The sequence below is a fragment of the Devosia sp. CN2-171 genome (genome assembly GCF_049354815.1).
In the GTDB taxonomy this organism is placed as follows: Bacteria; Pseudomonadota; Alphaproteobacteria; order Rhizobiales; family Devosiaceae; genus Devosia_A.
In genome coordinates, this window is record NZ_CP186479.1 from 3,979,524 (window position 1) to 3,992,037 (window position 12,514).

General features: G+C 64.4%; 10 protein-coding genes. 4 read left to right on the forward strand and 6 right to left on the reverse strand.

The features are described from left to right. Positions 1-14: 14 nt before the first annotated feature. Positions 15-1,253 carry a DUF459 domain-containing protein gene (locus ACOYW5_RS19745; protein ID WP_423066590.1) on the forward strand — a complete coding sequence of 413 codons (1,239 nt, stop codon included), beginning with the start codon at positions 15-17 and terminating at the stop codon, positions 1,251-1,253. A 33-nt stretch (positions 1,254-1,286) separates the two neighbouring features. Here ACOYW5_RS19745 and ACOYW5_RS19750 read toward each other — a convergent pair whose 3' ends face one another. Then, complete coding sequence (locus ACOYW5_RS19750; protein ID WP_423066591.1) at positions 1,287-1,724, reverse strand: carboxymuconolactone decarboxylase family protein; 438 nt, start codon at positions 1,722-1,724, stop codon at positions 1,287-1,289. Between the two features lie 124 nt (positions 1,725-1,848). On the opposite strand from ACOYW5_RS19750, the gene ACOYW5_RS19755 reads away from it, so the two are divergent. After that, entirely contained in the window at positions 1,849-2,868 is a 1,020-nt protein-coding gene (locus ACOYW5_RS19755) for a GlxA family transcriptional regulator (protein ID WP_423066592.1), read from the forward strand. Here ACOYW5_RS19755 and ACOYW5_RS19760 read toward each other — a convergent pair. Then, positions 2,865-3,323, reverse strand: a complete 459-nt coding sequence (locus ACOYW5_RS19760; RefSeq protein WP_423066593.1) for a MarR family winged helix-turn-helix transcriptional regulator — start codon at positions 3,321-3,323, stop codon at positions 2,865-2,867. The two genes, ACOYW5_RS19755 and ACOYW5_RS19760, sit on opposite strands and share 4 nt — an antisense overlap. A gap of 152 nt (positions 3,324-3,475) precedes the next feature. On the opposite strand from ACOYW5_RS19760, the gene ACOYW5_RS19765 reads away from it, so the two are divergent. Next, complete coding sequence (locus ACOYW5_RS19765) at positions 3,476-3,889, forward strand: organic hydroperoxide resistance protein (protein ID WP_423066594.1); 414 nt, start codon at positions 3,476-3,478, stop codon at positions 3,887-3,889. Between the two features lie 92 nt (positions 3,890-3,981). Here ACOYW5_RS19765 and ACOYW5_RS19770 read toward each other — a convergent pair whose 3' ends face one another. The 3 genes from ACOYW5_RS19770 to gltB are packed head-to-tail and all read right to left on the reverse strand — an operon-like array spanning position 3,982 to position 10,404. Next, positions 3,982-5,400, reverse strand: coding sequence for a glutamate synthase subunit beta (locus ACOYW5_RS19770; RefSeq protein ID WP_423066595.1), 1,419 nt, complete (start codon positions 5,398-5,400; stop codon positions 3,982-3,984). A 10-nt stretch (positions 5,401-5,410) separates the two neighbouring features. Next, positions 5,411-5,767, reverse strand: a complete 357-nt coding sequence (locus ACOYW5_RS19775) for a hypothetical protein (protein ID WP_423066596.1) — start codon at positions 5,765-5,767, stop codon at positions 5,411-5,413. Next, a complete protein-coding gene (gltB, locus tag ACOYW5_RS19780; protein WP_423069510.1) occupies positions 5,764-10,404 on the reverse strand; it encodes a glutamate synthase large subunit in 4,641 nt (1,546 codons plus the stop codon). Before gltB ends, ACOYW5_RS19775 begins: the two co-directional genes overlap by 4 nt. A 713-nt stretch (positions 10,405-11,117) precedes the next feature. Between gltB and ACOYW5_RS19785 the strand changes: the two genes are divergently transcribed. After that, entirely contained in the window at positions 11,118-11,624 is a 507-nt protein-coding gene (locus ACOYW5_RS19785; RefSeq protein ID WP_423066597.1) for a cupin domain-containing protein, read from the forward strand. A gap of 10 nt (positions 11,625-11,634) precedes the next feature. Here ACOYW5_RS19785 and ACOYW5_RS19790 read toward each other — a convergent pair whose 3' ends face one another. Then, positions 11,635-12,414: a DUF4239 domain-containing protein gene (locus tag ACOYW5_RS19790; protein WP_423066598.1), complete on the reverse strand. Its 780-nt coding sequence runs from the start codon at positions 12,412-12,414 to the stop codon at positions 11,635-11,637. Between the last annotated feature and the right edge of the window lie 100 nt (positions 12,415-12,514).

Consider the following 12,514-nt stretch of genomic DNA (forward strand, 5'->3'; position numbering starts at 1 on the left):
GTTGGATGGGCTAAATGCCTGCCATGCAGAACAAGACCAACCGTTGGATGCTCGGGATCGGCGGCGCCATCATCGCGGCGCTGGTGCTGACCGATACGCTGACGGCGTTCACGTTCGCACGCGAGACAGTGGAGCTGGCTCCCGCGATCACGGCTGCTGCCGATGATGGCAGGCTGGTGGTGGCGCAGGAAGAGCAGCCGCCGCCGCGCCGGAAACGGCGTACGCTGATGGATATGCTGTTCGGCGATCCCGAGCCGGAAGAGCAGGCACCGGTGGTCGAAAAGCCGGTGAAGAAGTCGGTCAAGAAGGCCGCCTTGCCGCCCCCCAAGCCCAAGATCGAGAAGGCTCCAGGGGCGACGCGGCTCGCCGTGTTCGGCGACTCGATGGCTACCGATGTCGGCAATGCACTCGAGCGCTTCTATGCCGAGGATCCGAACCTCGCGGTGATCGTCCAGGGCGTCGGCTCATCGAGCTTCGTGCGGCCGGATTTCTTCGATTGGCCGACCAAGATCAACGAACAGATCACGGCCAATACGTTCGATATCGCCATCATCATCATCGGTATCAACGACCGGCAGAAGATGCGGCTCAACGGCGAGAGCTACGGCTCGCTGACGCCGGAATGGACCACTGAATATTCGGCGCGAGTCACGGGGGTGGTGCGCGCGCTGCGCGCCGCCAACAAGCCGGTGATCTGGATCGGCCTGCCGCCGATGGAGGCGCCCAAGTTTGGCAAGGCGATGATCCAGGTCAACGAGATCCAGCGGCTGGCGGCGTTCTCGGGCGGAGCTGAGTTCCTCGACATCTACGAGAAGTTCGCCACCGAGGAGGGCGGCTACACCTCGCGCGGACCCGACCTCAACGGTAACCAGGTGCGCATGCGCAAGGATGACGGCATCCACTTCTCGTCGGCTGGCGCGGACAAGCTGGCCTTCTATGTGAGCCAGAGCCTCAAGAACTACTATCGCGGCGGCGGCACGGTGGGCATCGAAGTCGCCGATCCGCTGTTCGGCACCGACGCCCAACTGATGCTTCGGCCGCCCTATCAGGGGCTGGGCCAGATGAAGCTGCTGGAAGTCGCAGGTGCGGTGATCCCACTTACCGGGGCCACGCGCCGCGCCAATGAGTTGGTCAGCGCGGAGTCGGTGGGTCTTGCCACCGTCGGTTTCGATATCACTCAGATGCTCGAGGCGCCGGTCGGCCGCGCCGATGCGTTTGGCGTCGGCAAGGTCGAGAATCCGACCGGGCGGTAGGGGTACGCCCGGTCGAAGCCGGGCGCCGGTCGATCATTCGCCGCCGAATTCGGCTTTGAAGGTATCGAAGTCGATCTGGAGGCCGTGGATCACGGTGCTCCAGTGGCGGACGTAGGCGGCCTGCGCCACGGCCTCGGACACTTCGGCATCGGTGGCCCCAGCCGACTTAGCTGACTTGGTTTCGAGCCAGACGCAGTACTGGCACGGGATCTGGGCCGCCACGGCCACGGCGATCAGCGACTTCACCTTGGGCTCGAGCGAGTTGGTCTCGCCCATCAGCAGGCCCTTGGTCATCTCCCAGGCGCCGGCAACGGCCGACTGCGGGTAGCCCTTGAAGTGGCTCGGCACGCCGCCGAGGGTGGCTTCGATGTCCTTGTAGGCGGCTTCAGCCGACGGCTCCGCCGCAAAGCCGGACGAGACGGAGAGCGTGATGGTCGCCGCGAGGGCGAGGAGGAGGCGAGTCTTGATCATCTTGAGGTCCTTGGGGTTGTGACAGCGGGTCGCTGCCGATGGACCCGTGATCTAGTTTGTGCGCCGCGATGCTGATAGGCTGGTTTCCGACGAAAACGGTTCAAATCGGACATCCGGACAGCCCATGGACGCGCCACGACCGCTGCTCACCACGATTGTAGCGACCCCCGAGACGGGGACAGCCGGCACATTCATCATCATGGATCTGCTCTATGCCGTCGGGAGGTTGTGGGAGCTGCTGCATAGCGAGGCGCCAGGCATGCCCCGCTTCCTGCCGCGGCTCGTGACCTTCGACGGCCAGCCGTACCAGGATATCCATGGCGTCACTATCACTCCGCACGGCTCCTTCGATGACTTCCCCCACCCGGACATCGTGATGATCCCGGAACTGGCGATCGATCCGTGGAAGCCGCTGCCGAACTCGTTTGCCGCCGTCGCCGATTGGGTGCGCGACAGCTACCACGACGGGGCCATCGTCGCCTCCCTATGCTCCGGTTCGGTGCTGCTCAGCGAAACCGGCCTGCTCGAAGGGCAGGAGGCGACGTCGCACTGGGGCTATTGCGAGGCGATCAAGGCGCGGCATCCGGGCATCACCATCCGCAAGGAGCGGGTACTGGTGATGGCAGGCGAAGGGCACCGGCTGATCACCACGGGCGGGTTCTCGTCCTGGCACGACCTGCTGCTCTATCTCGTCGGGCGTATCGCCGGTGCCGAGGAGGCGCGGCGGCTGTCGAAGCTGTTCCTGCTCGATTGGCATGTCGACGGGCAACTGCCGTTCGCGGCGCTGACAGTGGGCCGCAAGCACGAAGACTCGATGATCGCGGCGGCGCAGATCTGGGCGGCGGACAATTATGCGGATCCGAACCCGGTGGCGCTGATGGCGGCGGAGGCCGGGCTGACCGAGCGCAGCTTCCTGCGCCGGTTCAGGAAGGCGACCGGGCAGTCGCCGCTCGAGTATGTGCAGACGATGCGCATCGAGGAAGCCAAGCAGTTGCTCGAAACGACCGATATGGCCTTCGATGCCATTGCGGCCGAGGTGGGTTACTCCGAGCCCTCGGCGTTCCGGCACCTGTTCCGCAAGCTGGTGGGCACAACGCCATCGGCCTATCGGCGCCGGCACTTGAGGCCGGAGGCGCGGGTCTAGGCGTCGTTGGCTGCGCTGACGAGGTTGGTCCTGAGGTTGGTGATGCCGCGCAGCAGGATGCGGAACTCGTCGAAGCTGAGGCCGGCAGCCTTGAAGGTGATCTTGGATAGCCCCCAGGCCTTTTCGCGCAGCTTGCGGCCGGCTTCGGTCAGCCGGACACGGACGACGCGCTCGTCGTCGACGCCCCGGGTGCGGGTCACGTAGCCCATTGCCTCCAGGCGCTTCAGCATCGGCGTAACCGTGCTCGGTTCCAGAAACAGCTTGTCGCTCAGGCCTTTGACGGTCAACTCGTCCTCGTCCCACAGGGCGACGATCGCCACGTATTGCGGGTAGGTCAGGCCGAGCTCCTCCAGCACGGGCTTATAGACCCGCGAGTAGGCGAGGTTCGCCGAGTAGATGGCGAAGCACATGAAGTCGGCGAGGGGGGCGTCGTCCTTGCGCTGATCGGCGGCCATGGGGCTGCTCCGTGAAGAATCGTTATCGCGATAACTTTTTGCTTGTACTGCGATTGGACTTATGAAACAAGTCACGCCGTAATGATTATTGCAATAACTAAATGGGTGCGGCAGTCCCGGCTGCCAAGCCTGCAACCTAACGGAGACCCGGAATGAACCAGCTCGACAAGACCCTCTACACTGCCCACACCCACACTATCGGCGGCCGCGATGGCTCCGCTCGCAGCTCCGACGGCGCGCTCGATGTGAAGCTGTCGCCTCCCGGCTTCGGCAACGGCACCAATCCCGAGCAGATGTTCGCTGCCGGCTGGTCGGCCTGTTTCCTCGGCGCCATTAGCGCGGTGTCGCAGCAGCTGAAGGTGAAGCTGCCGGCCGAGCGGACTGTCGACGCGGAAGTCGATCTCGTCTCGAATGGCGAGGGCTACTCGTTGCGCGCCCGGCTCAATGTGAGCCTGCCGGGGCTCGATCGCGAGACGGCCGAGCAGATTGTCACGGCGGCGCACCAGACCTGCCCGTACTCCAAGGCGACGCGCGGGAACATTCCGGTCGAGATCAACCTGGTCTGAGGCTTAGGGCGGGCCAGCCAAGGCAAGTGCCTGCCGCGCAAAAGCAAAGGGGCGCACGAGGCGCCCCTTTCGTATTTCATTCCGTCCACCGCCTACCGCGGCAAGTCCGTCTTGCCCATCAGCCATTCGTCGATCGAGCGGGCGCACTGCCGGCCTTCGCGGATGGCCCAGACGACCAGCGACTGGCCGCGGCGCATGTCGCCGCACGAGAAGAACTTCTCGCGGCTGGTCTGGTACTTCACCGTGTCGGCCATGACGTTCGAACGCTTGTCCACCGCCACGCCGGCTTCCTGCACGAGACCTTCCTGCACCGGACCGAGAAAGCCCATGGCGAGCAGCACGAGATCGGCCTTGAGCACGAACTCGGTGCCCGGGATCGGCTGGAACTTCTCGTCGGCGCGGGCGCACTGGAGGCCGACGACCTTGCCGTTCTCGCCATCGAACTTGATGGTGGCGACAGCAAAATCACGCTCCACGCCTTCTTCCTGCGAGGAGGAGGTCCGCATCTTCAGCGGCCAGTTCGGCCAGACGAGCTCCTTGTTCTCCTTCTCGGGCGGCGCCGGCATGATTTCGATCTGGGTGACCGAAAGCGCGCCCTGGCGGTTCGAGGTGCCGATGCAGTCCGAACCGGTGTCGCCGCCGCCGATGACGACGACGTGCTTGCCGCCGGCGAGGATCGGGTTGACGTTGTTCAGCGGCTCGCCGGTGACGCGGCGATTCTGCTGGCTGAGAAAATCCATGGCGAAGTGGATGCCGTCGAGCTCGCGACCCGGGATCGGCAGGTCGCGCGGCTTCTCGGCGCCGCCGGCCATGGCGATCGCGTCATACTGGCTGGCGAGCTCCTCGACGGTGATGTCCTTGCCGACATTGACGCCGGTGTGCAGCACCACGCCCTCGGCGACCATTTGCGCGACGCGGCGGTCGATCTGGGTTTTGTCGAGCTTGAAGTTCGGGATGCCGTAGCGCATCAGGCCTCCGATCTGCTGCGCCTTTTCATAGAGATGCACATCGTGGCCGGCGCGAGCCAGCTGCTGCGCCGCGGCCATGCCGGCAGGGCCCGAACCGACGACGGCAACCTTCCTGCCGGTCTTCTGCGGATTGACCTGCGGGGTGATCCAGCCTTGTTCCCAGCCCTTGTCGACGATGGCGCATTCGATCGACTTGATGTTCACCGGGGTGTCCGGAATGTTCAGCGTGCAGCTAGCCTCGCACGGGGCGGGGCAGATGCGGCCGGTGAATTCCGGGAAGTTGTTGGTGGAATGAAGGTTTTTGAGCGCCTTCAGCCACTCGCCCTTGTAGACGAGGTCGTTCCAGTCCGGGATCTGGTTATTCACCGGGCAGCCGTTATGGCAGTACGGAATGCCGCAATCCATGCAGCGCGCCGCCTGGTCGCGGGTGCCCTTGTCGCCCAGAGGAATGGTAAACTCGTTGTAGTTCTTCAGCCGCTCGGCAATCGGGAGGTAGTCCCGGTCGACGCGATCGATCTCGAGGAAGCCAGTGATCTTGCCCATTTTTGCTTCCCTACTGTCCTGAAAGCTTCAACTTGAAAAGTTGCCCGCCGGGGCTATCCAGCCCAGGGCACTCACCCTTGATGAACTTGGCCTTTCTCCAGCCCTCTACGCCGGTGCCGTAGTTTTTCTCGAATGCCTTGTTCAGGTTGGGGCTGAACTCTGCGATCGCTGGCTGCAACGATGCTTTGCAGGCTTTCGCGCTGAAGCCTCCGGGCGGCATGAAATGCAGCACGATCGGCTTGCCCCAGCGCGACTCGAAGGTCAGTTCGATCACGTGGTACTTGCCAGCGGCCAGCGCCGGAGAACCGGCGAAGGCGGCCGCCAGCAGCAAGCCAGCGCTTAGTGCGTTGCGTGTCATCACGTTCATTCCGCCGCCACCTGCTGCGCCGCCTCACGGGCCTTTTCCATCCTCTGGAGTGCCTTGCGGTACTCGGTCGGCATGACCTTGCGGAACTTGGGCAGGTACTCGTCCCAGTTCGAGAGGATATGGTTGGCGCGCGACGAGCCGGTGAAGCTCTTGTGGCGCAGGATCAGCTGATAGAGCCGCTCGGCATCGCGACGCTGCAGGTCGTGCAGGATCTCGACCACGCCCATGGTTTCGAGGTCGCCGTGGTGGCCGAAGTCGCGGCCATTGAGGCGTTCCTCTTCGACGACCGGCTCCAGCTCGACCATCGCCATGTTGCAGCGGCTTTCGAAGCTCTCGTCCTCGTCGAGGACGTAGGCTACGCCGCCGGACATGCCGGCGCCGAAGTTGCGGCCGGTCTTGCCCAGCACGACGACAACGCCGCCGGTCATGTACTCGCAGCCGTGGTCGCCGGTACCTTCGACAACCGCGATGGCGCCGGAGTTGCGGACAGCGAAACGTTCGCCGGCGACACCGCGGAAGTAGCACTCACCGGTGATGGCGCCATAGAGGGCAGTGTTGCCGATGATGATCGAGTCCTCGGGCACGTAGCCACGCTCTTCCGGCGGCCGGACGACGAGGCGCGCGCCGGAGAGGCCCTTGCCCACGTAGTCGTTGGCCTCACCGACGAGGTCGATGGAGATGCCGCGCGCGGCCCAGGCGCCGAAGGCCTGGCCGGCTGTGCCGGTCAGCGAGATCGCGATGGTGTCTTCCGCGAGGCCTGCGTGGCCATAGCGCTTGGCCACCGCACCGCCGAGCATGGCGCCGGCCGAGCGATCGACGCTGGTAATGGCCTCGACGATCTTGACCGGGGTGCCGTGATCGAGCGCGGGTTGGGCAGCGGCGATGAGCCGGCGGTCGAGCACCTTGTCGATCGGATGGTTCTGGCCTTCGGTGTGGGTGATACCCACTCCTTCGGCCGCGAACGGCTTGTGGAAGAGCTTGGAGAAATCCAGCCCCTTGGCCTTCCAGTGGGTGATGGCCTCGGTCTTGTCGAGCATCTGCATCTGCCCGACCATTTCCTCGAACTTCGTATAGCCCATCTCGGCCATCAGCTCGCGCACTTCCTCGGCGACGAAGAAGAGGTAGTTGATGACGTGCTCGGGCTTGCCGGTGAAGCGCGCGCGCAGCACCGGGTCCTGGGTGGCGACGCCAACCGGGCAGGTGTTGAGGTGGCACTTGCGCATCATCACGCAGCCGGCTGCTATCAGCGGCGCGGTGGCGAGGCCGAACTCATCGGCACCGAGCAGGGCGCCGATCACCACGTCACGGCCGGTGCGGACACCGCCGTCGACCTGCACCGCGATACGGCTGCGGAGCTTGTTGCGCACCAGCGTCTGCTGGGTCTCGGCGAGGCCGATTTCCCAGGGCGAGCCGGCGTGCTTGAGCGAAGTCAGCGGGGATGCACCCGTGCCGCCCTCGTAGCCCGAGATGGTGACATGGTCGGCGCGCGCCTTGGCAACGCCGGCGGCAACGGTGCCGACGCCGACTTCCGAGACGAGCTTCACCGACACCTGGCCCGTCGGGTTGACGTTCTTCAGATCGAAGATCAGCTGGGCCAGGTCTTCGATCGAATAGATGTCGTGATGCGGCGGCGGCGAGATGAGGCCGACGCCCGGGGTCGAGTGACGCACCTTGGCGATGGTCTCGTTGACCTTGTCGCCGGGCAACTGGCCGCCTTCGCCGGGCTTGGCACCCTGCGCCATCTTGATCTGCATCATGTCGGAGTTGACGAGATATTCCGTCGTCACGCCGAACCGCCCCGAGGCCACCTGCTTGATGGCAGAGCGCTTGCTGTCGCCGTTGGGCAGCGGCTTGAAGCGATCCGGCTCCTCGCCGCCTTCACCGGTGTTCGACTTGCCGCCGATGCGGTTCATCGCGACGGCGAGTGTCGTGTGGGCCTCGAGCGAGATCGAGCCATAGGACATGGCGCCGGTCGAGAAGCGCTTGACGATCTCGACCGCCGGCTCGACCTGATCGAGCGAAACCGGTGCACGGCCTTCTTCGTCCGCCTTCTTGATGCGGAAAAGCGAGCGGATGGTGACGTACTTGTCCTCGACCTCGTTCACGAGGCGGGCGAACTCGCGGTACTTGTCGCGGGCGTTGCCACGGGCGGCGTGCTGCAGGTTCGCGACGGTTTCGGAGCGCCAGACATGGGCTTCGCCGCGCTGGCGGAAGGCATAGTCGCCGCCGATATCGAGCACGTCCTCGAGCACCGGCGAGTTGCCGAAGGCTTCCTGGTGCCGCAGCACCGTCTCTTCGGCGATCTCCTTGAGGCCGGCGCCTTCGATGGTCGTCGCAGTGCCGGTGAAGTAGGTCGAGACGAAGTCAGTCGAGAGGCCGACCGCGTCGAAGATCTGCGCGCCGCAATAGGACTGATAGGTCGAGATGCCCATCTTGGCCGTGACCTTCAGGATGCCCTTACCGATCGCCTTGATGTAGCGGTAGATGATCTCGTCCGCATCGAGTTCGCCCGGCAGGTCGCCCTTCATGGCGGCCAGCGTTTCGAACGCGAGATAGGGGTTGATCGCCTCGGCGCCATAGCCGGCGAGAGCACAGAAATGGTGGATTTCGCGCGCTTCGCCCGTCTCGACCACGAGACCCACCGACGTCCTCAGACCCTTGCGGATCAGATGATGGTGGATGCCGGCGGTCGCCAGCAGGGCAGGGATCGCCACCCGCTCGCGGCTCATGGCGCGGTCCGACAGGATGATGATGTTGTCGCCCGAGTGGACGGCCATCTCGGCATCCGAGAACAGCTGGTCGAGCGCCTTCTTCATCCCGTCGGCGCCTTCCGACACCGGATAGGTAATGTCCAGCGTCTTGGAACGGAACGGGTTGTCCTCCATGCCGCCGATGGCGCGGATCTTTTCGAGATCCTCGTTGGTCAGGATCGGCTGGCGCACTTCGAGTCGCTGGCGGCTGTTACCGCCGGTGAGGTCGAGCACGTTCGGCCGCGGCCCGATGAACGAGACGAGGCTCATCACCAGCTCTTCGCGGATCGAGTCGATCGGCGGGTTCGTCACCTGCGCGAAGTTCTGCTTGAAGTAGGAATAGAGCAGCTTGGACTTGTTCGAGAGCGCTGAAATCGGCGTATCGGTGCCCATCGAGCCGACCGCTTCCTGGCCGGTGGCGGCCATGGGCGGCAGGATCAGCTTCAGGTCTTCCTGGGTGTAGCCGAAGGCCTGCTGGCGATCGAGCAGCGGCACGTCCGAGGTCTTGGGCTCGAAATGCACGGCCGGCAGTTCCTCGAGCACGATCTGGGTACGGCCCAGCCACTGCTTGTAGGGACGTGCGGTCGCGAGCTCAGCCTTGATCTCCTCGTCGGAGACGATGCGGCCCTGCTTCAAATCGATCAGCAGCATCTTGCCCGGCTGCAGGCGCCACTTCTTCTTGATCTTCGCCGCCGGAATCGGCAGCACGCCGGCTTCCGACGACATGACGACTTCATCGTCCTCGGTGACGAGATAGCGGGCCGGACGCAGGCCGTTGCGGTCGAGCGTCGCGCCGATATGGATGCCGTCCGAGAAGCACATGGCGGCCGGGCCGTCCCACGGCTCCATCAGCGCAGCGTGATACTCGTAGAAGGCTTTGCGGTCCTCATCCATCAGCGGGTTGCCCGCCCAGGCCTCGGGGATGAGCATCATCGCCGCGTGGGGCAGGGAATAGCCGCCGCGGATCAGGAACTCGAGCGCGTTGTCGAAGCAGGCCGTATCCGACTGGCCGGGATAGGAAATCGGCCACAGCTTCTGAATATCGGCGCCGAACAGCGGCGACGAGACGGAAGCCTGCCGGGCCGCCATCCAGTTGACGTTGCCGCGCACGGTGTTGATTTCGCCGTTGTGGCAGACGAACCGGTAGGGGTGCGCCAGCCGCCAGGATGGGAAGGTGTTGGTCGAGAAGCGCTGGTGGACGAGTGCGAGCGCGGACTCGAAGTCCGGGTCGTGCAGGTCCTGATAATAGGCGCCAAGCTGGGCGGCAAGGAACATGCCCTTATAGACCAGGGTCCGGCAGCTCATCGACACGATATAGAAGTCGTTCGGCTTGCCTTCGAAGGCCGAGAAGATCTTCGAGCTCATCACCTTGCGGATGACATAAAGCTTGCGCTCGAACGCCTCTTCGTCCTCGACACCGTCCCCGCGGCCGATGATCACCTGGCGGTGGCAGGGCTCGGTGGCGACGATCTCGGGGTCCTTGCTCAGCGACGAGTTGTCGGATGGCACGTCGCGCCAGCCGATGACGGTCTGGCCCTCGTCCTCGATCACCTTGTTGACGACGCGTTCCATCTTGAGGCGCAGGTCAGCGTCCTGCGGCATGAAGATGAAACCGACGGCATAGCGGCCCTTCTCGGGCAGGTGGAAGCCGAGGCGAGCGCTCTCCTTGGCGAAGAACTTGTGCGGGATCTGCACCATGATGCCGGCGCCGTCGCCCATCAGCGGGTCGGCGCCCACGGCACCGCGATGCTCGAGGTTCTCGAGGATGGCGAGACCGTTCTGGACGATCTTCTGGCTCGGGGTGTTCTTCATGTTGACGATGAAGCCGACGCCGCAGGCATCGATCTCGCGCATCGGGTCATAGAGACCCTCGGCCTGCGGGCGCATTACGCCTGTAGGTAGGTCGGTGCGGTAGCCGTCGTTTTTGCGAATGGCGGTTTCCGTGACGGGATGTGACATCGATCCGTTCCGTGCGTCAGCCATTTGCAAAGTCCTCTGTTGCAGTCGTCTTCATGGCCGGAGAACCAGTCTCCGGTGTGAGTTCCTTTCGACGCGCCTTCGGCCCCCAGTCGTACCCCTCAGTGTACGGCTCGAATCCGAGTGCGCAATCCTTTAGTGGGGAGCGGCTCTGCATCCAAATGGCCGCTCATTCGGGCTCGATAAGGCCCCACCCCTCCGTTTCCGCTATCGACAAGCGGTCCAGCCGGATCGGCGTGTGAAACGCATCCGGGGAGACCGGCCGCTCACGAAATTGGACAGACGTACTGTCCTATCAAGCCTACATTTGCATAATTCCAAACTGCGAGCAAGCGGCAAGGGACACTTTTTTGCCGTCTTGTGACAGATGGGCGTAGGACTTGGGAGATGCGGAATAGGCAAAGTATAGGAAATGCAGGCCCGGAAGCCATGGGAAATCGGTGGGCCTGGCCTGAAGCAGGCCTCGGGATGATAGGAGACCGCGCGGTTCTCCTCCGAGGTCGCGCCGGGTCCGTGGGGAGGATTCACGAGACATCTCCGTGGTTTCGGCGGATGAAACCCGGCGGAGCCGTCGACAATGCCGTCGGTGTTCGGCAATGTGCGTCCGCTTGGAGGAGCAGGGCATGGCCGAAACGAAGCGTCCGCCGTTCATCGCGCATTACAGCGAACTGCTGAAGCCGCACGAGCGTGCTCCTGAAGGCATGCAAGGCGAGGGCGCCCGCTTCGGCCCGCACTTCGGGCTCGAGCGGATCGGCATCAACCTCGAGATTCTTCCGCCGGGAAACCGCTCTTCGCACCCGCATGCCGAAAGCAAAGAGGAGGAGTTTGTCTACGTTCTGCAGGGTACGCCGGATGTTTGGATCGACGGCGTGCTGCACCCGCTCAACCCTGGTGACGGCGTCGGTTTCCTTGCCGGCACGGGCATCGCCCACAGTTTCCTCAACAACTCCGATTCCGACGTTCACCTCTTGATCGTTGGTGAGCACCAGGTCGAGGGCAACCAGCTTTACTATCCGCTCCACGCCGAGCGCATGGCTGTCTTCCGCCGCCGCAACCGGGCCTGGGACGATGCCCCGAAGCATGTGCTCGGCCCGCATGACGGCAACGCAAGGGCAGGGACGCGGAAGTAGGCCCCGCGCTTCAGCTTCCCTTCAAGTCATCCAGCACCTTCACGATAGACTCCGGCGAAACGTATACGTCGCCGGTGAAGGGATATTCGATGGCGACGATGACCAGCAGGCCCGAGCAGATCAGCAGGGCGAGGATGCCGGTCATCAGCGACTGGGCGCGGACGCTGCGGGCGCCGAAAAAGAACGTGAAGCCGATGGTGACCACGGCGCCGCCGAACAGCACCACCCACAGCACGCCGGGCACGATGCCCACCGTGGCGACGAGGCGGGCGCGGCGGGCTTCGGTCAGGATGTTGAGCTGGGTCAGCATCGCTTCGAGGACGGCGCTTTCGCGATCGTTGGCCGGCTGCAGGGCGAGAACCGTCGCATAGAGGCTGTCGAGCGTACGGGTGGTGCCGGCGTTCTCCTCGCCGCGCTCCATGGCCGGCCATTCCTCGCCGACGACGCTTTCGAGATACCCGGTGATGGCGATGTGGATGGCGGGACCTGCGGGCGGGGCAAGGCCGTCGGCGAGCCGATACAGCGTCGCCGAGGCACCGGCTTCGGTCGCCACCTGGCCCTCGGTCTCGCTGAAGCGTTCCCAGACGACGATGACCGCGAAGGCGAGAAGCACGGCGCAGAGCACGCCGACCACGGCAAATTTGAAGCCCGCGACCTCATTGTTCCCGCTCAGCAGTTCGAGCGGCGCGGCGCGGCGGATCAGGAAGATCATGGCCATGGCGAGCACGGTGGGGATCACCACCAGCAACAGGCCGGACAGCCAGAGCGGCATCTGCGTAAGCACGATCATCGGCAGGCCCCCGAAGTCGGTCGCGTCTTGGTAGCGCCAGTGGTTGTCGGCTGTCCATCTCTCGGTGCCCGTACGGCCGCTAATCGAGGTGGCTCACGCA

What these genes read in the sequence shown, in the direction of transcription:
- ACOYW5_RS19745 (WP_423066590.1), top strand. Translation starts at nt 15, where the DNA reads ATGCCTGCCATGCAGAACAAGACCAACCGTTGGATGCTCGGGATCGGC.
- ACOYW5_RS19750 (WP_423066591.1), bottom strand. Translation starts at nt 1,724, where the DNA reads ATGATCAAGACTCGCCTCCTCCTCGCCCTCGCGGCGACCATCACGCTC.
- ACOYW5_RS19755 (WP_423066592.1), top strand. Translation starts at nt 1,849, where the DNA reads ATGGACGCGCCACGACCGCTGCTCACCACGATTGTAGCGACCCCCGAG.
- ACOYW5_RS19760 (WP_423066593.1), bottom strand. Translation starts at nt 3,323, where the DNA reads ATGGCCGCCGATCAGCGCAAGGACGACGCCCCCCTCGCCGACTTCATG.
- ACOYW5_RS19765 (WP_423066594.1), top strand. Translation starts at nt 3,476, where the DNA reads ATGAACCAGCTCGACAAGACCCTCTACACTGCCCACACCCACACTATC.
- ACOYW5_RS19770 (WP_423066595.1), bottom strand. Translation starts at nt 5,400, where the DNA reads ATGGGCAAGATCACTGGCTTCCTCGAGATCGATCGCGTCGACCGGGAC.
- ACOYW5_RS19775 (WP_423066596.1), bottom strand. Translation starts at nt 5,767, where the DNA reads ATGAACGTGATGACACGCAACGCACTAAGCGCTGGCTTGCTGCTGGCG.
- gltB (WP_423069510.1), bottom strand. Translation starts at nt 10,404, where the DNA reads ATGCGCCCGCAGGCCGAGGGTCTCTATGACCCGATGCGCGAGATCGAT.
- ACOYW5_RS19785 (WP_423066597.1), top strand. Translation starts at nt 11,118, where the DNA reads ATGGCCGAAACGAAGCGTCCGCCGTTCATCGCGCATTACAGCGAACTG.
- ACOYW5_RS19790 (WP_423066598.1), bottom strand. Translation starts at nt 12,414, where the DNA reads ATGATCGTGCTTACGCAGATGCCGCTCTGGCTGTCCGGCCTGTTGCTG.